We start from the raw sequence: 22,675 nt of genomic DNA, 5'->3' as shown, positions 1-22,675 counted from the left end.
CGCCGTCCGGCGCTAGCCGGCTCAGCGTCGCCGGATCTACAGGTCCCCGACCTTCTGGAGGCGCTGGAGACTGAGCCAGCCCACGGGGATCGGGATCCAGAAGGTGACCAGGCGGTAGACGATCGCCGTCGACAGTGCCACCCCGTAGGGGACGCCGGCGGCGACGAGCCCCGCGGTCAGGGCCAGCTCGACCGGCCCGATACCACCGGGGGAGGGCACGATCGAGCCCACGGTGTTGGAGGCCAGGTAGGTGATGGCCAGGACCGCGAAGGGCACCGTGTAGCCGAAGGACCACAGGCTCGCGCTGAAGGACAGGATGTAGGACAGGCTCAGCATGAGCGCGCCGCCGACCCCCAGGGCCAGCCGCATCGGGTTGGACATGACCCATACGAGCCGTGGCCACACCTGGCGATAAGTGGGTTCGATCTTGGCCCACGCCCAGGTGCGCGCCTGAGGGATGACCAGGACGACCGCCGCCACCACGACGATGGCGCCGGCCGCGACCAGAACCCAGCCCGACGGCAGCGTCAGCCCCGTCGACTGGCCGGTCATCGCCGCCAGCACCACGAGCAGCACCACCGTCACGATGAACTGGACCACCTGCACCAGGGCCACCGTGGCCACGCCGACTGCCGTCGGCACGCCTTTGCGGTTGAGGAAGCGCAGGTTGATGGCCGCCCCGCCCACGCCGGCCGGAGCCACCAATGACACGACGGCGCTGGCCAGGTGCACCTCGGTGGAGCGCCACAGCGACAGCCGCTCGGGGCTGAAGGCCACCAGCGTGAGCCCGGCGCCCACGTAGGTCGCCACCGAGAAGGCCAGGGCCGCCAGCATCCACCAGATGTTCGCCTGCGAGACGGCGGCGCTGACCTGCTGGAAGTCCAGTCGGGCCAGCAGCGTCCATACCGCCACCAGCGCCACCACGGCCATGAGGACGGTGCGCGTGGAGAAGCGGTTGAGGCGGGCGGGCTCGGCGTCGGCCGTGGGCGTGAGGGCCACGAGGGCGTCGCGCAGGTCCTGCAGGACCTGCCGGCTGGCCCCGCGCCTGCCCATGACCTCGCGGGTCTGACTCGGTAGCACCACCCGCTGGAGCATGGGGGCGATCGAGGCCAGCTGCGCTGTGGTCAGCGACCGGGAGGCGGCGTCGATGGCCCGCTCGGCCCCCACGCTCAGAGCCGTCAGCGCCAGGGCCTGAGCCAGGTCCACGCGGCGGGACAGCTCGGAGGAGATCGTCTCCCCCGAGGCCCAGTCCAGGAGCCACAGCCCTCCGGCCTCGTCGACGACGACGCTCGAGGCGTCGATGCTGCCGTGCGCCAGGCCCGCGGTGTGGGCCCGCTGGAGCTGGCCCCACAGCTGGTCCAGGACGTCGTCGTCGACTTCGGACCCCAGATCGCGGATGGAGCGGGCGCCGACGACGTGGTCGGTCACGAGCAGCACCGACTCGGCGGCCTCGGCCATGCCCAGCAGGCCGGGGGTGCGCACGCGGGCGCGGCGCGCCTCCATCGTCATGAGGGCGGCATGCTCGGCGGCCGGCCGCAGGGATAGGTCGCGGGTAGGGGACAGGCCCCTGACGCGGATCTGGTCCCAGATGTTGGACAGGAATCCGGCCACCTGCCGGTCGGCGTCGAGGAGGGTGACATTGCGGCGCTCGCCGGCCGAGTCCCATACGGCGTACATCCGGTGGACCGAGGCCCGCTTCTGCGACAGGGCGTCGCTGGAGGCCTCGGCGAGGACCGCGGCCAGGTCGACGTCGGTGGCCGGCCTGATCGTGTTGGCGCCCGCCGAGCCCGACGGCCTCGGGTCGAGCGGGGAGGCGACCGGCTCGGCCTGCGGGTCTGCAGTCGGGCCGGTAGCCGGCTCGGCGGCTGGTGCTGCGGCGGGAACAGGGATTTCGTCGGCGGGATGATCGGGTGTCGATGGCGCGGCTGGGCCGGCGCTGTTCGTCGGGGCGTCCGACGCCAGCGGGTTGTCGCGCACCTGTTCACGGACCTGCTCGGTGTAGCCCAGGGGCGCATCGGTGGTGACGACCCAGGCGCGCGCCTCGGGGGCGCGGTCCATGCGCACGACGCGCACGGCGTCGATCCCGGCCCGGCGCAGCGCGCGCACGAGCGTGACCCCGTGGGCGCGGCGGTCCTCCACTCCGAACACGTAACGGACCAGCAGGCCGACGGTGCGGCCCAGCAGCAGCGACAGGACCGCTCCGGGCAGAGTCAGGGCGCCGCGCAGGACAGCCAGGCCGAGGATCACCCACAGGGCCGCCCAGCCCGAACGCATCGTCGTCGAGCTGTTGCGGTCGCCGGCGCCCGTGAGCAGGCCCGCCATCGAGGCGAAGACGGTGGAGACGCCCAGCTGGGCGGTGCCCGAGGCGGTGACCGTCAGACCCATGACCAGGGCGGTCGGCCCCCATATGACCAGGCCGGTCATCGCGGCGACGGCGACCGCGTAACCGGCGATCCCCGATATGACGGCCTCGCCGCAGGAGCGCCAGGAGCGGCGCAGGAGGCGGTCCAGCAATACGGCCAGCGGCACGATGAAGGTGGTCAGTCCCTCGACGGCCTGCAGGGGGAAGACCAGGATGCGACGCAGCACCACCGCCAGGGCGTTCTGGACGTCCTGGGTGACGCCGGTCGTGGTCTGGCGGGCGTAGATCGCCAGGATCAGAACGGCGCCGATGCCCAGGAGGGTCAGGGTCAGGTCGAGCAGGTCTTCGGTGCGGCGCAGACGGTGCGCGGTGGTGTCCACCAGGAGCGTCGTTGAGCACGGGGTTGCGGGGCCGGGAGCGGGGGCGGGCTCGGGTGCCGGGGCGACGCCGATGACCGGGATGCCGACCGGTGAGGTGGAGGCCGATCCGGCTGACGGTGCGGGGGCGGGTGATACGGCGACGGCGACGGGTGGTTCGGTGGTCGTCGGCGTGGGTGGCTCGGTGGCATCGGTCGGCGCCGGGGTGTCGGTGAGGCCGCCTGCCGATGGGGGTGAGCCTGGTGCCGCATCAGTCATGGAGCCGATTCTAGGAGGCGACCCTGTGCAGGCCCTCCTACGTCGGGAGGACCCGCGCGGCGTAGGAGGGGGGCGGACGGTATGGGTGCTCTCGGCGGCCATTCGCCTCACCGTTCCTTGCGGCGCTCCCGTCGACCCGCAGTGGCCAACGACTGCCTTCGAGCGCTATCCCGCCCACCCCCACGATAGTCGCCTATCTTCAAAGTAGTTTGCAATGCAAACTCAAGGGCGCTATCCTGGAGGTGGTTTGAAACGCAAACCACTCTGAGTAAGGGGGTTCATCATGAGTGCTGCGACTCAGCATCACGAGGTTCCGGCGGGGCCTGAAGAGGCTCTCGCTGTCGTTGACGCCCAGCGGAGCACCTATCTCAAGCGCCACGAGATCAAGGCGGCCCCGCTCCTGACTGCCTGGGGGCTGGCCTGGCTGGTCGGTTATGCCGCGCTCGCCCTCTATCGTGAGCCGGACTATGACATGCCGAGAGTGCCGTACCTGTTCTTCTGCGGCTGTCTCGCGGCGGCGCTGCTCTTCACCTTCGCCTACATCATCCCCAAGGCGCGCGGCATCCGCGGCCGAAGCAGCCGCGAGGGCACCTACTACAGCCTCGCCTGGGCTCTCGGGATGCCGCTGTGCGCCATCATCCTGGGGCGGGCGAACGCCTTCCTGGCCAGCGTCAACACGGCTCGGGCCAACGAGATCGCGAGCCTGGTATCCAACGCCCTGCCCTGCCTCGTCGTCGGCGTCATCTTCCTCATGAGCGCCGCGCTGTGGGATGAGACGGTCATGGGGATTCTGGGTGGCTGGATCCTCCTGGTCACCCTCGTGGTCACGATTGTCGGTATGCCCTGGGCCTGGTGGATCATGTCCGTGGCCGGCGGGGGCGGCATGCTGGTGGCCGCCATCATCAGTGCCGTGATGAGAACGAAGCGAGGTGCGTGAGATGGCCGAGAAGCCCCGGAAGGGACCGGGGGAGGAGGAAGGGCGTGCGGGCTCCGAGACCTGGGCGGCGAAGCCGGCGGACCTGGCCGGTATGGGCGCCTCCGCCGCCTCCGAGGTCGACATCGATCCCGTCATTCACGCCCAGGCCCGCCTGCGGATCATGGCGACCCTGGCCGCCGTGCCGGTTGGTGACGAGCTGCACTTCCCGCGGCTGCGCGAGCTGCTGGACATGACGGCTGGCAACTTGTCCACCCATCTGTCCAAGCTGGAGGGGGCGGGGTATGTCCAGCAGAACAAGACCTATGCCGGACGCAGTCCAGCCACCTTTCTGGCGTTGACTCCTGAGGGGAGGGTGGCCTTCGAGCGCTACGTGCGCAACCTGCGCTCTCTGCTCGACGCCTGAGGGTCGAGGCGGCCGGCCTCGGCCGAGGGGCGTGATTAACCGAGCGGTCGACGTAAGGCGTGAAGCAAGTCTTATGTGTGGATGCCGATGGTGGTACCTCATGAGACGTCGTCGCAAGGGTTGATCGGTACCTGCCGTTCGGCCGGGCTGCGGGGCGGACGGGATGTCCGCCCCGCCCTTCCCGTTGCCGTCTCCGTCAGATCTCCGTCACCGTGGACAACCCCAAGGGCATGCCATGTCTCAGAACTCGAAGATCGCGCAGACCAACATGCAGAACAACCTCCGACCCGACCGGCAGGCTGCTCGCCGGATCGACCGGCGCACCCTGCTCGAGGGCGTGGGTGGGCTCGCCGCCTCCTTCGTAGGGGTTCGTAGGGGGCGGTGCCGGATAAGCTCCTTGCCTTGGCCGCCCTGAGGTAAAAGTGTCCAAACGGGACGACATTGACGCGGCGCTTATGCGAGGCGCTGTGCATCTATGCAGGTCAGAGCCATGTTGCTCTGAAGAGCGTGACTGCTGAAGAGCTCAAAGTCGTCCCGTTTGGACACGATTCGCCTGCCAGGCGGAGCAAACGCACTGGATAGTGCCTGGAGATGCACGGAACTGGGTGACTCCCGGGCGGTGTGGTTGGCGACTGCGTTTTTCATCGGGAACGTACTTTTCCCGCAGATGACTGAGATCTGCCCTCAGTCATCTGCGGGAAAACGCAGTTTTCGCGGGAGATGTACGTTCCCAACGGCGCTGGGTGGGTGCGCTGGGCCGATCTGCTAGCGCACGCCCCCGGTGCGGCGGGCGACGAGGGCCAGCAGGCCCCACAGGACGGCCCCCAGGCCCACAATGGCGGCCAGGAGAGGGAGTATGCTCGCCGCGTCCAGCTTCCCGGCCGTCGACATGGCTGATGATCCCAGGAGCAGAGTCATGCTGAGAATGCCCTGCGGGACGCCGTAGGCCAGAGGGCTCTGACTCGCCTCCAAGCCGGTGGCGATGACGCAGCCGACGAAAGCTACCGCCACGGGCGCGGCGAAGGATCGCATGAGCATGCTCAGAAGCGACTGCACCGCGATCAGTGGCAGCGCACCCACGATCGCGAGGAGGTCCGCCACGATGAAGACCAGGGGCATCGCGGGCCCCAGGCCCATGATGAACGTTCCCGAGATCCATGCCAGGACCATGAAGACCACCTGCATCGCCAGCACGGGCACGAAAATGACCAGGGTCTTGGCCAGCGCCACGGCTATCGGAGAGTGGGGAGTGGTGCGCATCGCGTTCCAGCTCGTGCCCCGGTGCTCCACCCGCCATACGGTTGAGGTCAGCAGTGCCACCCCCAGAGAGCAGAAGAACATCGAGTAGAAGACCGTCATCTGGGAGGTGAGGGACTCCCACGTCTGGGAAAAAACCTCCCGGTTCGCGTAGAAGTTGAAGGTACCGGCGAACACCGCCAGCAGCGGCAGCAGAATGACCACCACCCACGCCGAGGACCTCTTGAGCTTGATGGCCTCGGCGGCCAGCAGGGAGGCGAAGCCGCTTCGGCTACCACCGCTGCTGCGGCCCGGTGCTGTGATCTCGGCCGGGGCGGGTCGGGCACTGGAGTTGGCCGGGGCGGGTCGGGCGAAGCCGGTGCCGCGGGGCATGGTGGAAGTGTGGACGGGCGTGCTCATGGGGATCACCTCTCGATCCGGTCGAGCCGGCGGGTAGCGGCAGTGAAGATGACGGCGGTCAGGGCGGCGAAGCCCACGACCCAGCCCGCGGGCACGCTGATGTACTCGTAGGCGCCGTGGCCGTTCACCATCGACATCGTCACGGGCGTGATGATGGCGTAATATCCCCAGGGCAGTAGCCTCGCCAGCATTGGCGGGGCGAGCATCATGTAGACGCCGATGAAACCGCCCAGAAGCCCCGCGCTCATGACGACCAGCTGGTTCTCAACCACGGCCGCGAGCCACAGGTGGTAGGCGCACATCGCCGTGTTGACCAGGGCGAGCAGAACCGTATAAGTGACCCAGGGGCCGACGTCGAGCGGGAGGGACACCCCTATCGCCCGCGCTACGACGATGAGGACCGCGCTCTCGGCGATGGCCGCGGGAACGATGAGGAGCGACAGCGCGGCGAGCTTGACCCGGCACAGAGCTCCAGGCGTCAGGCCCGACGTGGCCGCCAGGTTCCACCCGGCCCCGCTGTGCTCGATATCGGTCTGCCGGCTGGCGAGGATCGCGACGAAGATCGGCTGCGTCAGGGCGTTGAACAGGGCCGTGCTCAGCAGGAGAGCCGCCCAGGGCTGAGAGGAGGGGGTGTCCAGCGTCCCTCGCCTGGCCAGGGAGAACAGCTCCATTGTGCTGATCGCTATGGAGGCCACCAGGAGCAGAACGGTCACCAGCAGCACGCGCAGCCTGCGCATCTTGAGGATTTCGACGCGCACGGACGTGAAGAAGCCGGGTGCTGCGGATGTCCGGGTGCTGCGGGAGCCGCGCGCCGACGGCGCAGGTCTCGCTGAGCCGGCGGTCCCGGCCGCGGTGGGGGGCTGGGAGAGGGCCGGTGCTGATGAGAGTGCGGCGCTGGTCATCACAGGACACCTCCCCGTCCGGTGAGGTCCATGAAGATGTCCTCCAAGCTCTGGGCCTCGCGGCGCACCTCGTGCATCTCGACGCCGGCGGCGGCCAGTCGGTTGATGAGCTCGGCGACGGCGCCCTTCGACATCCCCGGAATGCGCACGCCCTGCGGCACCAGTACCGGTCCGTTCGGCTGATCGGGGGCGCCAGCTGCGCCGGGGGCCTGAGCCGGTACGAGCCCGGCCAGGATTTGCGGGTCCAGGAGGGCCTGCGGCGTCGGGGTGACGACGAGGATGTCCGGCACCGAGCGCTCCATGAGCGCGGCGCGTGTGCCCTGGAAGACGAGGCGACCGGCCGACAGGATGCCGAGTGTGGAGGCCATGCGGTCAATCTCGTCGAGCAGGTGGCTGGAGACCATGACGGTGATGCCCTCGCCGGAGAGCTCGACCAGCAGGCGGCGCACCTCCTCGATGCCGGCCGGGTCTAGGCCGTTGGTGGGTTCGTCGAGGATGAGCAGCTCGGGCTCTCGGGCCAGCGCCAGGGCGATCCCGAGGCGCTGCTTCATGCCCATGGAATAGGTGCGCACCAGGCGGTCCTTGTGCTCGGTCAGGCGCACGAGGGCCAGGGCGCGGTCGACCTGCTGGTCGCTCAGACCCTGCATCTTCGCGGCGATCCGCATGTTCTCGGCGCCCGTGAGGTGGCCGTAGCCGGGCGGGTGCTCAATCATGGAGCCGGTGCGCGACATGATTTCGGCGCGCGTGGCCGGGGTGAAGGGCCGCCCGAGCACGCTGATCTGCCCGCGGGTGGGTGCCAGGAGTCCCAGCAGCATCTTCATCGTGGTCGACTTGCCCGAGCCGTTGGGTCCGAGGAAGCCGTAGATGCTCCCTCGCGGCACCACGAGGTTCAGGCCGTCGACAACGGTGCGCCGGCCGAAGGTTTTGGTGAGGTCCTGGGTGAGGACGACGGCGTCGTCGGCCGCCGTGGCGAGCGCCGTTCCGGTCTGTGGATTGGGGGCCGGCTGTGCGGGCGCCGCGGCGGGGGAGACGAGGCTGGGTGCCGCAGTGGTCGGGAGCCGGTCGGGCACCGGTGCGCCGTGGTCGGGACTCAGCCGGGGGAAGGACTGCTGAGCGGTCCGGGGCTGCTGGTCGACCGGTAGCCCCGGTGCGCCGGTCGTCGTCGGTGTTTGGAGAGGTGTGGGTGAGGTTGGGGGGAAGTGATGTGAAGTCGTCATGGCAGGAAGCCTGCCCGCGCCGGACCGGGAGATCATCAGTCCGTGGTCTGCTTCTGGAGCGGGTCCTCCTGCCCTGCTCATACCCGGGTATGAAATCCCTGCTCGGGCCTCCGGGGCGCGCCGCCACGGCGGTACGGTTCGGGCATGAGAAAACAGCGAGGTGGCGAGGCGGTGCAGGCGGGATCGGTGGCGACGCCGACATCGGCCGGGCACCTGCCGCAGGCGGGTCCGATTCCGGCCGCCTGGCGCTACCCGCGGTCGGGCCCGTGGACGACTGCGTCCGACGTCGTCATCGCCCTTGCCTTCCTCTTCCTGTCTCTCATCGGTCGGTCGGAGGCGGTGGGCGGGTTTACTCAGGGTGCAGCAACGGCGTTCTACCTCTTTCTGGTGGTGGCTTGTGCGCTGGCCATGGTGGTGAGGCGCCACTCCCCGCTGTTCTTCGTCATCGTGGCCGGCATCTGCCTGAGCGTGCACCTCGTGGTGTTCACCGATTTCTCCATCTTCTTCGTCGTGACGGGCTTGATTGCGGTGGAGACAACGCAGTCCCGCCTGGAGGCACCGTGGCGGTGGGTGGGGCTCGTCCTCGAGCTGGTGGGGGCGGCCGCCGCGACGACGCGGGCGCATGAGCTCATCGGTGACCAGGTCCACGCGGGTGCCGGACGGCTCATCCTTCTCACCAACGCCTGGCTGCTGGTCTCGGTGGCGGCCTTCGTCGGTGCCGCGCGCCGTCGCAGCCGCGACCGCTACAACCAGGCCTTCGAGCGGGCCGCGGTGCTCGAGGCGCAGCAGGCCACCGAGCGGCGCCTAGCGGTCATTGAGACCCAGCAGCGCATCGCCCGCGACGTCCATGACCTGCTCGGACACAGCCTCACCGTCATCGCCATGCAGGCAGAGGGCGCCCGCGCCATCCTGGCCACGGACCCGGCCGCCGCAGATGAGGCCCTGGCCGTCATCGGGGAGACTTCCCGTCGCTCGGTGGACGAGGTGCGCGCCCTGGTCGACATCCTGCGCTCCGAGGCCGCAGGCTCGGAGGCCTCCGACGGCGTCGCAGCCGCCAGCGCTATTGGTGCGGGCGGTACCGGTGACGGCGCGGGCCCCGCAGACGAGACTGCTGAAGCGGTTGATGCCGGCACCGGGACCTTTACCGGAACCGGACCTGCGGCGTCGAGTCATGACCATGAGAGGGATCTTCTGCGCGAACCGGTGCGCCAGGCGCAGCATGCGGGACTTCCCGTCACCCTGGAGACCGACCCGACCGAGCGAATCCCCCCGGCGGCGGCGCAGGTCTTCCATCGGGTGGCCCAGGAGTCGCTGACCAACGTGCTGCGCCACGCCCCCGGGGCGACCACGACCGTCTCGCTGAGCACCGGGATCGGCCGCGCCGTCCTCGCCGTCGAGAACGCCCCGGCCCCGAAGGCCCGGGCCGCATCATCGGCGCAGGCGGCGGATGCGCCGGAAGGGAGCGAGGGGGACGGAGAAAACGGACCCTTGCACCGCGGCTTCGGCCTGATCGGGATGCGCGACCGGGTCGCCGAACTCGGCGGCTCCTTCACCGCCGGCCCTACGCCCGAGGGCGGTTGGCGGGTGATGGCGGAGCTCCCCGTCGTCCCAGAGTGAGGTCCAATCGTGCTCATATGATGAACTTCGCAGGAGGTCATCGGTACTTCGCCAGCACGAAATCGCACAGTGAGCCCCTGGAGAGCGGATACTTCCCGTGAGAAGACGTCAAGAAGGGGGGCGCCTGTGATCCGCCTGGGTCTGGCCGATGACGAGCCGCTGTTCACCATGGGGCTGGCCATGCTGCTGGGGGCGCAGCCGGACATGGAAGTCGTCTGGCGGGCCGTCGACGGCAACGACGCCCTCATGCGCAACGCCGCAGACCCCGTCGACGTGCTCCTGCTCGACGTGCAGATGCCGGGCCTGGACGGGCTGGCCGCCACCCGCGAGCTCATGGCCCGCGGCACCACCGGGCGGGTCGTCATCCTGACCACCTTCGACACCGATGGCTACGTCATGGGGGCCATCGAGGCCGGTGCGGCCGGCTTCCTGCTCAAGAACACCCCGCCACAGGACCTCATCACCGCGATCCACACCGTCCACGACGGCGACTCGGTCATCTCCCCGGGGCCCACGCGCCGGTTGCTCACAGCAGTGCGCACCGGCCAGGTCAGTGGGGTCGGCGTGGGAAACGAGGCCGGTACCGGACGCCACGCCTCTGAGGACTCGGTCGAGGAGGTCCGAGCGGCGGAGGCCTCCCAGCAGGTCGCGGCCCTGACCCAGCGTGAGCGCGAGATCCTGGCGCTCATCGCCCTGGGTCTGACCAACCAGGAGATCTGCGACCGCGAGTGGCTGTCCATGCCCACGGTCAAGACCCATGTGAGCCACCTACTGTCCAAGACCGGCTGCCGCGACCGGGTCCAGCTGGTGCTGCTGGCCTTGCGCGGCGGCGTCATCGACCTCGCCGACGTCCTGGGTCGGGCCTGAGGACGAGCGCTCAGGCCGCCTGCGGCTGCACCAGGACGGCCACGGTGCGCGCGGGCACCGAGATCGTCCCGCTGGCGCGGTCGAAGCCGGTGCGGCGCACCACTTCGTCGGCGCCCTCGGCCTGGATGGGGGAGAGGCGGAAGTCCCGGCCCGTCAGCTCGGGCAGCGGCTGGGTGAGCGTTTGCCCGGAGGCGTTGATGACCACCAGGACGGCGTCGAGCTCGGGGTCCACGTCCTGGCCGCCCCGGGTGTCGTCGATGAGCATGACGATCACACCGGCCGGCGCGCCGAAGCCCGCCCCCGGGAAGGTCAGCTTGTCCTGGATGAGGCGCGTGGAGCCCAGGCTGAATAGCGGCGTCGAGGCGCGCAGCCGCAGCAGGTCCAGGGCCTGGGAGCGAGCCGCCGCGATCTCCTCGGGCGATGGCCGCAGCCAGGCGTCCTGCAGCAGCGGCCCCTGGATGGCCCAGGAGCCCTCGTTGCGGCTGGCCGGCGGCAGGCCCCGTCCGAAGCCGTTGGACTGCCCCGTGAAGTCGATAGCGTTGAACCAGTCCCCCGAGTTGTAGGAGTCCCGGTCCAGGGACTTGGAACGGAGCAGCTCGGTGCCCGCGCTCCAGAAGGACGGCGACTGCGCCAGTGTCACCGTGGCCAGGCACACCGTGTTCATCCGCACCCGCTCGGCCACCGGCATGCCCTGGGGCAGCTTGTAGGCCAGCAGGTCGTAGAGCGTCTCGTTGTCGTGGGCGTCGACGTAGTTGACGTTCTCCTGGGGCTGGGAGGCGAAGGCCGCCGGCGCCCCGTTGTGGATGAGGTCGATCCCGCGGCGCACCGTCCCGTCCGAGATCGTCATGACATAGTCCTTGAGGTTGCCCACCAGCCCTAAGCGCACCAGGTCGGTGCGGTGGGCCAGGTCCGCCGACTGCTCGTTCCAGCTGCGGTGGTCCAGGCCGCTGGGCTGGGTGAGCAAGCCGGTGCCGAAGCCCTGGAAGACGCGGTGGTCGGGGTCGAAGGCGCCCCCGCCGTGGACGGCGTCGCGCAGGCGGTCGTTGAAGGCGCCGATCCCGGTGCCGTCGAGCTGGCCCTGGGTGGCCTGCACGAACAGGGCGTTGCCCGCGACCTCCCCGAAGTTCCAGCCCTCCCCGTACAGATAGATCGAGCGGCCGTCGACGCCGTCGTCGGCCATGGTCAGCTCATCCAGGGCCGCCCGCACGCGCTCCATGACGGCGCGCGGGTGGTGGCCCATGAGGTCGAAGCGGAAGCCGTCGACCCGGTACCAGCGGGCCCAGCGCACCACCGAGTCGACCATCAGGCGCTCGCACAGGGCGTTCTCGGTGGCCGTGTTGGCGCAGCAGGTCGAGCTCGTCACCCGCCCGACGGCGTCGAGTCGGTGGTAGTAGCCGGGTACCACCCGGTCCAGGACGCTGAGCGGGTCCTGCCCGCAGGCGGCCGTGTGGTTGTAGACCTGGTCGAGGACCACCTGGAGGCCCAGGGCGTGCAGGGCCCCGACCATCTCGCGGAACTCGATGATGCGCGCCCCGCCGTCCTGGTGGCCCTCGGTCGCGTAGGAGCCCTCGGGTGCGCCCCAGTGGAGGGGGTCATAGCCCCAGTTGTAGGCGTCGTCGTCGGCCACTTCCTCGACGGCCGCCTGCTGGTCAGCCGAGGCCGGGTGCGCCTCGGAGGGGATCCGCGGGGAACGCTGGGAGCCGCGGTGCTCTGGGATAGTGGCGATGTCGAAGGTGGGCAGCAGATGGATCGTGGTCATGCCGGCCTGCGCCAGCTCGGCCAGATGGCGCACGCCCGCGGAGCCGGCAACAGTGAAGGCCCGGTAGGTGCCGCGCAGCTCGGGCGGGACGGTCTCGTCGGCCGCGGAGAAGTCCCGCAGGTGGAGCTCGTAGATGCTGCGGGCCGAGTCGTTGCGCACTGTTGGTGCCGGGGCCTGGGCCCACTGCTCGGGGGCCAGGCGCGCCTCTGCCAGGTCGACGGCGACCGAGCGGGTCGAGTCCGTCGTCAGGGCCGTCGAGTAGGGGTCGGTGACGATGTTGGTCTCCACCCGCAGAGTGGAGGGCACGTAGACTCGCACCTCCCACAGGTATTGGCAGCCGGCCGTGATGGGGGAGCCTGGCCGGCCCAGGTCCGACTCGTTCGCTCCGGCGTCGTCCGGTTGGCCGGGCCGGTTGTCCACGACCCAGCGGCCGTCGTCGGTGCGCACGGCCGCAGTGCGGGTCGGCGAGCCGGGAACTTCCGGCACCGAGCCCAGCGGGTCGCCGGTCTCCCAGGTCAGGAGGGTGACGGCCTGGGCGGTGGGCGCCCACAGAGCGAAGGATGGGCGGCCATCGCGGAAAGTGACGCCCAGCTCGGCGCGGGTAGCGGCTTCGGCGTAGAGATGGTCCAGGAGGATCGCGGTCTGCACGCCGGTGAAGGCGTCGAGCCGGGCGCCGCCGACGTCGGCGACCTCGGTGGGGTCGGGGGCCCCGACGTACTGGGCGATCGCGACCTGTCCGGTCAGGGCCGCGGCGACGGCATCTTCGTCGAGCAAGGGGGCGCCGGTGGCATCGGTCGCGCTCAGGGCGATGTAGCCCTCCAGGTGGGGGCGAGCGGCGAGGACGTCACCGGGCAGGTTCCCGACGACGCGCAAGGGCGTCACCGTCGGGGCGGGCATGCCCTCCGCGCCCAGGATCCGTCCGTGGACGGCAGCCGCGCCGCCGTCGGGTGCCGTGATGAGACGCAGAGCGAGGCCAGAGCCGGGAACGGGGTCGCCCGCGTCGGTGACGACGCCGGCGCGGTCCATCCCCATGGGCAGCAGGGACAGCGGCCACGCCAGGAGGGTGGGGGTGACCCAGTAGGCGCGCTGCTCCTCGCTGCCCGCCACGGGTGGGAAGGCCGCGGTGGCGTCGAGTGTGCAGGTGATCGAGTAGGTGAAGGTCATGGTGGTGTCCTCCCGAACGGAGACGCCGCGAAGGGGCGTCGCCGGTCCTGCCGGGCGTGTCGCGTGCGGCTCCGTGGGGTGGGGGCCGCGAGTGGGTCCGTTCATCTCATAGTCTCCCCTGGGCCATGGGCCACTGTCACCCTGATGGTGGGGCTTGTTCTCCCCAGCCTCCGGCTCGCCGCCCGCCCCTGCGCAGGGAATGCCCCCGTATCCGACCGGGTGGTTCGGGCTCCCCATTGTCTGCCGCGTTTCGAGAAACTGAGACTGGCTCCATGAGCGACGAAGAGACGCGAGAGACGTGGTGGTCCGATGACCCAGATGAGCAGTCGGATTTGTCTCATAGTGTTTCCAGGCGGCCGTTACGGCGTCGGTGGCTGGTTTTCAGCTTTCTCATCGGCGTCAGTCTGGTGGCGGGTGTGGCGACCTTTATTCTGGTGCTAATGGGGTTTATTAAAATTGTACGCTCGCCGCTGCCCGTGAGCGACGAGTCATGGTGCATCTGGGCGGTGCTGATCGCGATGGTCGCCTTGTGTGCCGGTTGGGCGACGCGTCCATCTAAACGGCTGACTGCTGGCAGCTTCTGGGGTGCGGCCATTGTTCTTGCTTTCACCACCGTCTTCGCCTACCCCCTCGTCAAGGCCGGCATCGTCAAGATCACGTGGTCGGGCATGAGCATTCCTGGTTTCGTCGGTCAGCTGATGACGGCGTGGGGTTGTTTCACTCTCGCTGTTCTGACCAACATTGCAGGGCGCGCATACGCTCACGCCTCCCTGCCTTCTTCGGAGAGCCGGAATAGCTCTGTCGCCTCTGAGTCCGACGGCGATGTGGAGCTTGATATCACCGTAAGTGACATTTTATCCGGTGTGGCATCCAAGCTGCCGGTGCCCAGAGAATCTCAGCACGAGGAGAGTGAGGAGAGTGAGGGGAGTGGCGACCGGAGGCGTGTGGGCACGTATGCGCAGCGTCTCGGACTGGGGGCAGTCGGTGTGGCGACTGCTACGGCGCTCGCTGTGGCAGCGCCAATGGCCATCAACCGACGTATCGATCCGTTCATCCACGTCACGGCGAAGGCTTCATCTCATTATGAGGGTTATCCGAGTGTGGAGAAAATAGTGGAGGCGGCTGCCGGCCAGGAGCAGTCGGCTGCTGATTCCGATTGGAAGGTCTCCTTCGGTGACGTGAATGTGAAGCAGATCCTTGCCGGAGTGCGCGGTGCGGTCGTCATCACCGATCGCGGAGTTTATGGTCTGGACTCCGCGACAGGGGAGAGCACATGGTCCTTCTCCACAGCGGATCTGAAGGAGTCCTCTCATGAAAGCGACGTCAGATCTCTGAGGGGTGTGGAAATCTATGCCGAGGAGTCCGCCTTCACCTCTCCCAATGGTGCGTGGCTCGCCTACGCCTTCGATGTAACGCCTGAAGGAAGCTCTGGCGGCGGATACTCTCCAGATGATGTCACGCGGGTCGTGGTCCTCAATACGGACACCGGTCGCATCGCCCTCGACACTCAAGTCACTGGATCGGCGCCGACCGTGCAGCTGACTGATTCCACGGCTGTCATTAACCGTCGGATCTACGACGCCGCCAGTGGTCGCGAACTCGCGCCTCTGGATGCTGAGAAGGCCGCGATCCCGGGACCTGGAGGTCATTCCACAGTTCTTGCTCTGCGCCAGGAGGAGGATCTATCGAGATCTTCTGGGGCAAGCGTCGACACCTTGTCCGATCAGTATTTACGCGCGGGTGAGTCTGATCAATGGCTGTACGATAACCCGTATGATGATATTCACGCTCAAGTAATCGATGGGCGGATCATCAATGTTGGTGGCTGGGTCGTCAATGATATCGATAAAGGGACGATTCAAAATATCGACACCGGCGGAACCGTTTCCCTCAACAATAAAGGAGAGTCGCGTAGCTGGCGTATCGTGGGTATTGAGGCCAGTGCTCAGGCTGTGTCCACCTGGAGTGTTCAGGACTATGTTGACGGCGATGCTAGGAACTATGGTCACCCATTGGAGCTGAACGTCTTCGACACTCGCGCGGGAAAGGTGACGACTGTCGATCCGGCTGGAACATACCGTACCGCTACCGGCAGTGGCAGTCTTGCGCTGGGCACGCCATATTCTGGATCAGTAGATAATGCTGTTTTCTCGGAGCGTGTGAAAGACCAAAACCATGCCGGTTCTGATGACGATTTTGTTATTCGGCAGAATGATGCGACTCGTCAGGTTCGTGGGGATCCTGGACGCGGTAGCGACTCCGAATCCCCGTGGGTCAATATTTCACTCCCTGAGTTCAGGACCGGGCGCGATCCTGTAGCGCTGTGTCCGGGTGGGATGATTGTTTCTCTCGATTCTGATCTCAGCTCTGACAGCTCTCGGTCGACGGTATCCGCAAGAAAGGCTATTTAGTGGTGACGCTCAGAGGCTGAAGCCAATGCTCGCCGGCTGTGACCCATGATGATGCTGGCCCCTGCGCATTCTGGGTCCGTCGTGCGTGGCCTGTCGGCGCATGAGGGGGGCACTCCCGCGTCTCCACGTGTCGTCTGTCGTAGTGGTGGCAAGGTGGATGCGCTCCCCATTGTTGAATCCTCGTGGAGGTCTGACACTCATCCCATGAGCAATGATGCGACGCCGACGGTCGGCGACTCCGGCGGTGATTCAGCCGAGGCTTCCTCGAACAATGATGTCCACCGCTCGGTCGATAATGACGGTGGCGCCGGATGGAGTCCGCTTTCACCAATCGCAGTTGCCCAACGGAGCTCGCGTCGCCAGCGGGCGGTCGTCAGCTTTCTGGCCGGGGCGCGTCTGGTGGCAGGGGGCGCGGCTCTCATCCTGCTGGGCTGGGGCATCGCGGAGGCGCTGCGTTCGCCTCTGCCGGTGCCATTGACCAGCGGGGGGTGGAGCATCGGGCAGATTTTTCTAGTGGTCCTGTTGTTGTCCTGGACCGCGAGCCAGATGCAACCTTCCTCCCGGTGGCCGGCCGGCCTCATCGTCGGGTACGCGGTCGGTGGATTGGGCGCCGTCTCTTTCCTGCTTCTCCTCCTCGGTGGGAGGATCGTCGACATGATTGGGCGGTCGGGTGCGATCGTCCCCGAGTACATCGGCCGGCTGGTAGTCGGGTGGGTCTGTCTGGTTCTCGCAATCCTGAGCCACCTGGTCCTGCGCGTCTGCCAACCGCCTGCGCCACCCCAGGCGGAGGGGAGCGAAGGATCTCCGTGGACCGTCGCCTCGACGTCGGAGACTGCCGTAGGTGGTCATCCCGGGTGCGGGAAGGTCGTCAGCTCGTCACCGGCAGTCTTGCTCCTCCCGCAGTACGCTCGGCAAGCGGACTCTGCAGCTCGGAAGCCTGTTGGAGAGTGCATGCGGGACGTGGGGCTGGGGCTCATATGCATTGCGGTGGTCGCCGCGATGGTAATGACTGTTCCGAATTTCATCAGCAGGTTCTGCGACCGGTTCGTCCGGGTCACGATCAGTGCGGGGGCCAGTCATGACGGTTTTCCGACAGTCGAGGAAATGGCGGCCGCGACCGTCGGCAAGGGGAAGACCGGCACTGATCCAATGTGGACCGCTGCCTTTGATGACAGCAGTGTTCATGAGATTCTCGCCGGAGTGCGCGGCGCTGTTGTCGTCACCAGAAACGGCATCTACGGGCTGGACTCCTCAACCGGAAAGGTGACGTGGAGCTTTGCCACGACCGAGCCGAATGGTCGCTCATATCGCGAGAATGCCGAGCCGCTCAAGGGAGCGAGTATCTATGGTGGGCGGTCCGCCTTCACCTCGCCCAATGGTGCCTGGCTCGCCTACGCCCTTAATGTCTCGCCCGAGAGCAGCTTCAGTGACACTGACTCGGGTGTGGATGTCACCCGCGTGGTGGTCCTGAGCACGAATACGGGCCGGGTCGCTCTTGATACCCAGGTGACTGGGGCGGCGCCCGCGGTGCAGCTGACCGATTCGAAAACCGTCATCAACCGCAAGGTTTACGACACCGCCGACGGGCGTGAACTCAGGCCACTGGACGAGGAGAAGACGGCGATTTCGGGACCCGGTGGGCACTCCGCTGTGGTCGTCCGGGATAAGCAGGAGGACTCGCAGTATCAGCGACCTGTCATAGACCTCGAGGCTCTACCTAATGCTGGGAGCAGTAGTGGTTCTTTCCTGTCCTCCCGGAGAATCGAGGCTCAGCTGATCGCCGGACAGCCCGTCAATGTCGGTGGCTGGATTGCCAACGCCGCCGGAGATGGGACGGTGGAGAACATCGACAGTGGAGAGACGGTGTCCCTCAAGGGGGAGGACAAGCCCGACAACTGGGCTCTGGTCGCGATCCAGGCCAGTGCCCAGGCCGTGTCCGCCTGGACCGTCCAGGACGAGGCCGAGGGGCAGGCCAAGAAGTTCGGCCACCCGTTGGTGCTCAACGTCTTCGACACCCGCTCGGGAAAGGTAACAGCCGTCGATCCCGCAGGGACTTACCGCATCATCAAACAGAACCATAAACTCACACCGGATTCCCCCTACTCATATCCCCCGTACTCCGGCGCAGTGGACACCCCTGTCTTCTCGGCGCGCGTGGATGACGAGAACCACCACAGCTTCTCCGACCAGCTCGTGGTGCCGCAGAACGATGCGGCCCGCCAGGACGCCGAGCAGGATCGCGGCGCCAACGACTCCGGTGGTCACGAGCCCGCGTGGGTCAGCGTCTCGTTGCCCAGGTTTTGGGTGACCGCCGGTCCGGTGGCGCTGTGTCCGGGCGGAGTCATCGTCTCCGATGACTCCCACTCGAGTGCAAGTGCGGTGGTCGCCGGCAGAAAGGCCCCTCAGCGGTAACGCCTCGAAGCGGGTCTTCGGGCGGGATCGGAGTCGTCAGCAGGCCGGGAACGACTGCGACAGATTGTGGGCCGGCCGTTCGGCCGGTACCCTGGCTGTATGGCTAACGATCGTTCACCTTCGACGCGGGACAGGCTGCTCGACGCAGCCCTGGAGCGGTTCTCCCGGGATGGCTGGGGCGGTACATCCATCCGCGACCTGGCCCGCGACGTCGGCGTGCGCGAGGGCTCGGTCTACAAGCACTTCGCCTCCAAGCAGGCGATTTTCGACGCCCTCGTCGACCGGGCCGACGCGCGCATGGCCGAGGTCGCCGCTTCCCTGGGGGTCTCGGTCGACTCGCCCGACGCCGCCCTGCCCGCCTACCTCGGCATTGACGAGGATCGGCTGGTAGCCGTCGCCGAAGGGTTCTTCGACGCCGTCCTCCACGACCCCGAGCTCGCCGCCCTGCGCCGCCTGTTCATCGTCAGCCAGTACCGCGACCCCGAGCTCGGACGCCGATTGCGCCACTACTGGATCGAGCAGCCCATCGCCTTCCAGGCCGAGATCTTCGCCGGGCTCATCCGCGTCGGCGAGTTCCGGAGCGGCCTCGACCCGCAGGCCACGGCGCTGGCCTTCTTCGGGCCGATCCTCACTCTGCTTCAGCTCGCCGAGTCCGGTGATGATGCCGAGGAACGCGCGCGAGCCCTGTTGCGGGCCCATGTGCGCCACTTCGGGGCGACCCATCGCCCTCAGATGCCGGATGCGGCGGGGTCGGCGGTGTCAGATCAGGCGGCCCAGACGTTGGATGAGGCGACGGAGCCATGAGTCGGTACCGCGCGGTGGTGCGGGTGGTCTTCGCCGCCGCCTTCTTAGGCGGGGCGCTGGTCCACCTCTACTTCGGGCTCTTCTTGCCGCACAGCTACGCGTCCTTCGCCGACACGGTCCTATTGCCCTGGCTCGCAGAGCTATGGAGGGGCTTCGTCATGGCGAACATCGGCTGGCTGAGCCTGATCACGGCCGCCTTCGAATTCGCGGTCGGCCTCGGGTTGCTCGCCCGCGGACGCGCGCCCCGGCTGGCTGCCCTGGCAGCGCTGGGGTTCTTCGCCTTCATCCTGGTCCTGGGCTACTCCTGGCCGGCGGATGGCTGGTGGGAGGACTTCCTCAAGAACCGCGCCTTCACCCTGGTCATGGCGGCCGCACTGGCGCCGCTCCTGCGCGTGCCGGAGCGGTCACCTCGCACGTAGACGGGTAGCCGTCTACGTCGCCACATCAGGCGCCGCGGGTCGCCTTCGTGTCCACATCTTTAGCAAAGGCCTCAGCCAGACTGGAATGTGCGAGAGCGAACCGCATGATCCCGCGGTTCTGCCGGCGGCCCGCTCGGGGTCCAGGTTCCTTTGCTGCAGATGTGGACGTTCCCACCGTCTGTCGTGCGCAGTTCCGGCCGCATACGACTGGGCCGGTCCACCCGGAACGTGGGGGCAGACCGGACCGGACTGTCGAGTCCTGGCAGCAGTGGGCCACCTCGCCTACTCGCTGTCCGCAGCCGGGCCGACGACGTTGGGCGGCTCGGCGGTGCGGTTCTTGCTGCCACCCTCTCCACCGTCCTTGCGCGGCCGGCCCCGCCCGCGCATGGGGGCGGCCTTGACACCGCGTCCGGCGTCGTCGAGCGCGCGGCGCAGGAGGACCTCGATCTGTGCGTTGACCGAGCGCAGATCGTCCGCCGCCCACTTGGCGATGGCCGCGTGGACGGCGGGGTCCAACCGGAGCAGGACCTGCTTGCGCTCTTTACCGACCACGGCTCAAGCGTAGAGCGAGCCGGTGTTGACGACGGGCTGGGTGCGCTGGTCGGAGCACAGGACCACCAGGAGGTTGGAGACCATCTGGGCGCGGCGCTCCTCATCCATGGTGACGATGTCGTCCGCCTCGAGGCGCTTGAGGGCCTGATCGACCATGGTCACGGCGCCCTCGACAATCTGCTCGCGGGCCGCGATGACGGCGCCGGCCTGCTGACGCTGGAGCATCGCCTGGGCGATCTCGGGGGCGTAGGCCAGCGAGGAGATGCGCACCTCGACGATCTCCAGGCCCGCCAGCGCCACCCTGGCCGCAACCTCGGCCGCCAGCTCGGCGGAGACGACATCCGTGCCGCCGCGCAGCGAGGCCTCGCCCGGGCCCGGCTCGTCGTAGGGGTGGGTGGTGGCCACGTGGCGCAGCGCGGACTCGGCCTGGGCCTTGATGAATTCCTCGTAGGCCTCGACGGCGAAGACGGCGCGGGCGGTGTCGGCTACCTGCCACACGACGATGGCGGCGATGTTGACGGGGTTGCCGTCCAGGTCGTTGACCTTGAGCTCGTTGGTCTCGAAGTTGTGGACCTTGATGGAGACCTTCCTGCCGGCGGTCAGCGGCGGGACGAGTACGAAACCCGTGTGGCGCACGGTGCCGATGTAGCGGCCGAGGAACTGACGCACGCTGGTCTCTCCGGGCACCACGACGGTGAAGCTGCTGAACAGCGGAAGGGCGATGAGGAGCCCGACGCCCCCGGTGATGACGCGCAGTACGGCTCCCGGCCGGCCTGCGTCGGCGGCGATGCCGCCGACGATAAGGAGGGTGATCGATCCGGCGGTGAGCGCCAGGATGAGGAGCAGGGCGAGGAAGGCGGGGCCGGAGCCCGCGGCCCGGGCCGGCTTCTCCGTGATGTCGACCCGACTGGAGGCCTGCTCGGGGGCGTTGACGGGCTGGTCCGAGGCGTCAACGGGAGTGGGGGAGGTGGTGGCGTGAGACGGGGACGTGGACATGAGAACCTCCTTGAGTTAGCAAAATGATATCTATTTTTTGGAGGGGTGCAAGTGACGCTGCCCGTGTGACGTCGCGGCCGTGGCCTCACGACGGTGCGGGCCGAGGCTGGCGAGCCGGGCGGAGCTCGACCGACGTTCGTGTCACCACCAGGACCTACGCTCGGGGCATGGCTCGTTACGCGCCCGGACCTGACTCGCCCTCACTGTTCGACGACGCCGGTCCCGACGGCTCCGGCCTCGTCGATGACCCGTCCCGCCCGCTGGCCGATCGACTGCGCCCGCGGGCGCTCGACGACGTCGTCGGCCAGGACCAGCTGCTCGCCGCCGACGCACCGCTGGGCCGCATGGTCGCCTCCGGCCGCCTGTCCTCCATCATCCTGTGGGGCCCACCGGGCTGCGGCAAGACGACGATCGCCCGACTCCTGGCCGACCGCACCGGCCTGGTCTTCGAGCAGGCCTCGGCGACCTTCTCCGGGGTGGCCGACCTACGCAAGGTCTTCGCCGCCGCGGCCCGCCGCCGCGATATCGGGCAGGGCACGCTCCTGTTCGTCGACGAGATCCACCGCTTCAACCGCGCCCAGCAGGACTCCTTCCTGCCCTACGTCGAGGACGGAACGATCGTCCTGGTCGGCGCGACCACGGAGAACCCGAGCTTCGAGCTGGGTGGCGCCCTCCTATCGCGCTGCCAGGTGATGGTCCTGCGCCGCCTGGACGATGCTGCCCTGACCGAGCTGCTGGCGCGCGCCGAGTCCCTGACTGGCCGCGACCTCGCCCTGACCGAGGATGCCCGCACCGCCTTGGTATCCATGGCCGATGGCGACGGCCGCTACCTGCTGGGCATGGTCGAGCAGGTCCTTGCCGCCCAGGACGCGGGCGGCTGGACGCCGGACGGGCCGGGCGGCCCGGAACCGCTCGACGTCGAGGGGCTGCGCGCCGTTGTCGCCTCCCGGGCGCCCCTGTATGACAAGTCCCGCGAGGAGCACTACAACCTCATCTCGGCTCTGCACAAGTCGATGCGCGGCTCTGACCCGGACGCCGCCCTGTACTGGCTGGCGCGCATGCTGGGCGGGGGCGAGGACCCGCTCTACGTGGCGCGGCGCCTGGTGCGCTTCGCCAGCGAGGACGTCGGCATGGCCGACCCGGCCGCCCTGCAGATGACGCTGGCGGCCTGGGACGCCTACGAGCGCCTGGGGTCGCCCGAGGGGGAGCTCGCCATCGCGCAGGCGGTCGTCTACCTGGCCACCGCGCCCAAGTCGATCGCCGTCTACCGCGGCTACGGCCGGGCGGCGCGCCTGGCGCGCGAGACCGGCTCGCTCATGCCGCCGGCCCATATCCTTAACGCCCCCACCCGGCTGATGAAGGAACTCGGCTACGGCGAGGGCTACGAGTACGACCCGGACACGGCCGACGGCTTCTCCGGCGCGGACTACCTGCCCGACGGCGTTGAGCGCCGGCCCCTCTACGAGCCCACCGCCAACGGCCACGAGCGGCGCATCCGTGAGCGCCTGGAGTACTGGGAGGGTCTGCGGGCACGCAAGCACTGATCTCGGGGCGGAGACCAG

At 68.3% G+C, this 22,675-nt stretch carries 16 protein-coding genes; 9 read left to right on the top strand and 7 right to left on the bottom strand.

Annotated features, from left to right (window positions below; genetic code table 11):
• Window positions 1-36 precede the first annotated feature (36 nt).
• Complete coding sequence (locus FK256_RS11920; RefSeq protein ID WP_141424905.1) at window positions 37-2,997, bottom strand: lysylphosphatidylglycerol synthase transmembrane domain-containing protein; 2,961 nt, start codon at window positions 2,995-2,997, stop codon at window positions 37-39.
• Window positions 2,998-3,280: 283 nt separating this feature from the next.
• Between FK256_RS11920 and FK256_RS11915 the strand changes: the two genes are divergently transcribed.
• A complete protein-coding gene (locus FK256_RS11915) occupies window positions 3,281-3,934 on the top strand; it encodes a hypothetical protein (protein WP_021605054.1) in 654 nt (217 codons plus the stop codon).
• 1 nt (window position 3,935) lies between these two features.
• Window positions 3,936-4,337, top strand: coding sequence for a winged helix-turn-helix domain-containing protein (locus FK256_RS11910; RefSeq protein ID WP_009232622.1), 402 nt, complete (start codon window positions 3,936-3,938; stop codon window positions 4,335-4,337).
• Window positions 4,338-5,102: 765 nt separating this feature from the next.
• Here FK256_RS11910 and FK256_RS11905 read toward each other — a convergent pair.
• From FK256_RS11905 to FK256_RS11895, 3 genes are read right to left on the bottom strand one after another with little or no spacing between them, the layout of a single operon-like run.
• The gene (locus tag FK256_RS11905) at window positions 5,103-5,993 is read right to left on the bottom strand and encodes an ABC transporter permease (protein ID WP_021605057.1); all 891 of its coding nucleotides are present in this window, start codon (window positions 5,991-5,993) and stop codon (window positions 5,103-5,105) included.
• A gap of 5 nt (window positions 5,994-5,998) precedes the next feature.
• On the bottom strand, window positions 5,999-6,895 hold the full coding sequence (locus FK256_RS11900) for an ABC-2 family transporter permease (protein WP_051263545.1): 897 nt from the start codon (window positions 6,893-6,895) through the stop codon (window positions 5,999-6,001).
• Window positions 6,895-8,112: an ABC transporter ATP-binding protein gene (locus FK256_RS11895; RefSeq protein ID WP_039892659.1), complete on the bottom strand. Its 1,218-nt coding sequence runs from the start codon at window positions 8,110-8,112 to the stop codon at window positions 6,895-6,897. The genes FK256_RS11900 and FK256_RS11895 overlap by 1 nt, the downstream gene beginning before the upstream one ends.
• A 144-nt stretch (window positions 8,113-8,256) precedes the next feature.
• On the opposite strand from FK256_RS11895, the gene FK256_RS11890 reads away from it, so the two are divergent.
• Entirely contained in the window at window positions 8,257-9,729 is a 1,473-nt protein-coding gene (locus FK256_RS11890; protein WP_141424904.1) for a sensor histidine kinase, read from the top strand.
• 126 nt (window positions 9,730-9,855) lie between these two features.
• Window positions 9,856-10,596 (top strand): response regulator, encoded by a 741-nt coding sequence (locus FK256_RS11885; RefSeq protein WP_009232615.1) that lies wholly within the window; start codon window positions 9,856-9,858, stop codon window positions 10,594-10,596.
• 10 nt (window positions 10,597-10,606) lie between these two features.
• Here FK256_RS11885 and pulA read toward each other — a convergent pair whose 3' ends face one another.
• Complete coding sequence (pulA, locus tag FK256_RS11880) at window positions 10,607-13,519, bottom strand: pullulanase-type alpha-1,6-glucosidase (RefSeq protein WP_141424903.1); 2,913 nt, start codon at window positions 13,517-13,519, stop codon at window positions 10,607-10,609.
• A 272-nt stretch (window positions 13,520-13,791) separates the two neighbouring features.
• On the opposite strand from pulA, the gene FK256_RS11875 reads away from it, so the two are divergent.
• The 4 genes from FK256_RS11875 (at window position 13,792) to FK256_RS11860 (ending at window position 19,565) form a co-directional block, all read left to right on the top strand.
• The gene (locus tag FK256_RS11875; RefSeq protein WP_141424902.1) at window positions 13,792-15,930 is read left to right on the top strand and encodes a fatty acid desaturase; all 2,139 of its coding nucleotides are present in this window, start codon (window positions 13,792-13,794) and stop codon (window positions 15,928-15,930) included.
• 204 nt (window positions 15,931-16,134) lie between these two features.
• The gene (locus FK256_RS11870) at window positions 16,135-18,342 is read left to right on the top strand and encodes a hypothetical protein (protein ID WP_141424901.1); all 2,208 of its coding nucleotides are present in this window, start codon (window positions 16,135-16,137) and stop codon (window positions 18,340-18,342) included.
• A gap of 99 nt (window positions 18,343-18,441) precedes the next feature.
• Window positions 18,442-19,146, top strand: coding sequence for a TetR/AcrR family transcriptional regulator (locus FK256_RS11865; protein WP_141424900.1), 705 nt, complete (start codon window positions 18,442-18,444; stop codon window positions 19,144-19,146).
• The gene (locus FK256_RS11860) at window positions 19,143-19,565 is read left to right on the top strand and encodes a hypothetical protein (RefSeq protein WP_141424899.1); all 423 of its coding nucleotides are present in this window, start codon (window positions 19,143-19,145) and stop codon (window positions 19,563-19,565) included. Before FK256_RS11865 ends, FK256_RS11860 begins: the two co-directional genes overlap by 4 nt.
• 282 nt (window positions 19,566-19,847) lie before the next feature.
• Here FK256_RS11860 and FK256_RS11855 read toward each other — a convergent pair whose 3' ends face one another.
• Together FK256_RS11855 and FK256_RS11850 are read right to left on the bottom strand one after the other, a co-directional pair.
• Entirely contained in the window at window positions 19,848-20,117 is a 270-nt protein-coding gene (locus FK256_RS11855; protein ID WP_141424898.1) for a type II toxin-antitoxin system antitoxin, read from the bottom strand.
• Between the two features lie 3 nt (window positions 20,118-20,120).
• Window positions 20,121-21,113 (bottom strand): SPFH domain-containing protein, encoded by a 993-nt coding sequence (locus FK256_RS11850; RefSeq protein ID WP_141424897.1) that lies wholly within the window; start codon window positions 21,111-21,113, stop codon window positions 20,121-20,123.
• Window positions 21,114-21,280: 167 nt separating this feature from the next.
• On the opposite strand from FK256_RS11850, the gene FK256_RS11845 reads away from it, so the two are divergent.
• The gene (locus FK256_RS11845; RefSeq protein ID WP_141424896.1) at window positions 21,281-22,657 is read left to right on the top strand and encodes a replication-associated recombination protein A; all 1,377 of its coding nucleotides are present in this window, start codon (window positions 21,281-21,283) and stop codon (window positions 22,655-22,657) included.
• The last annotated feature ends 18 nt before the right edge of the window (window positions 22,658-22,675 follow it).

Origin of the sequence: Actinomyces johnsonii (genome assembly GCF_006546835.1) — a bacterium.
GTDB classification, from domain to species: Bacteria; Actinomycetota; Actinomycetes; order Actinomycetales; family Actinomycetaceae; genus Actinomyces; species Actinomyces johnsonii.
The sequence above is the reverse complement of the archived record's forward strand: the minus strand, read 5'-3'. Positions and strand labels throughout refer to the sequence as shown.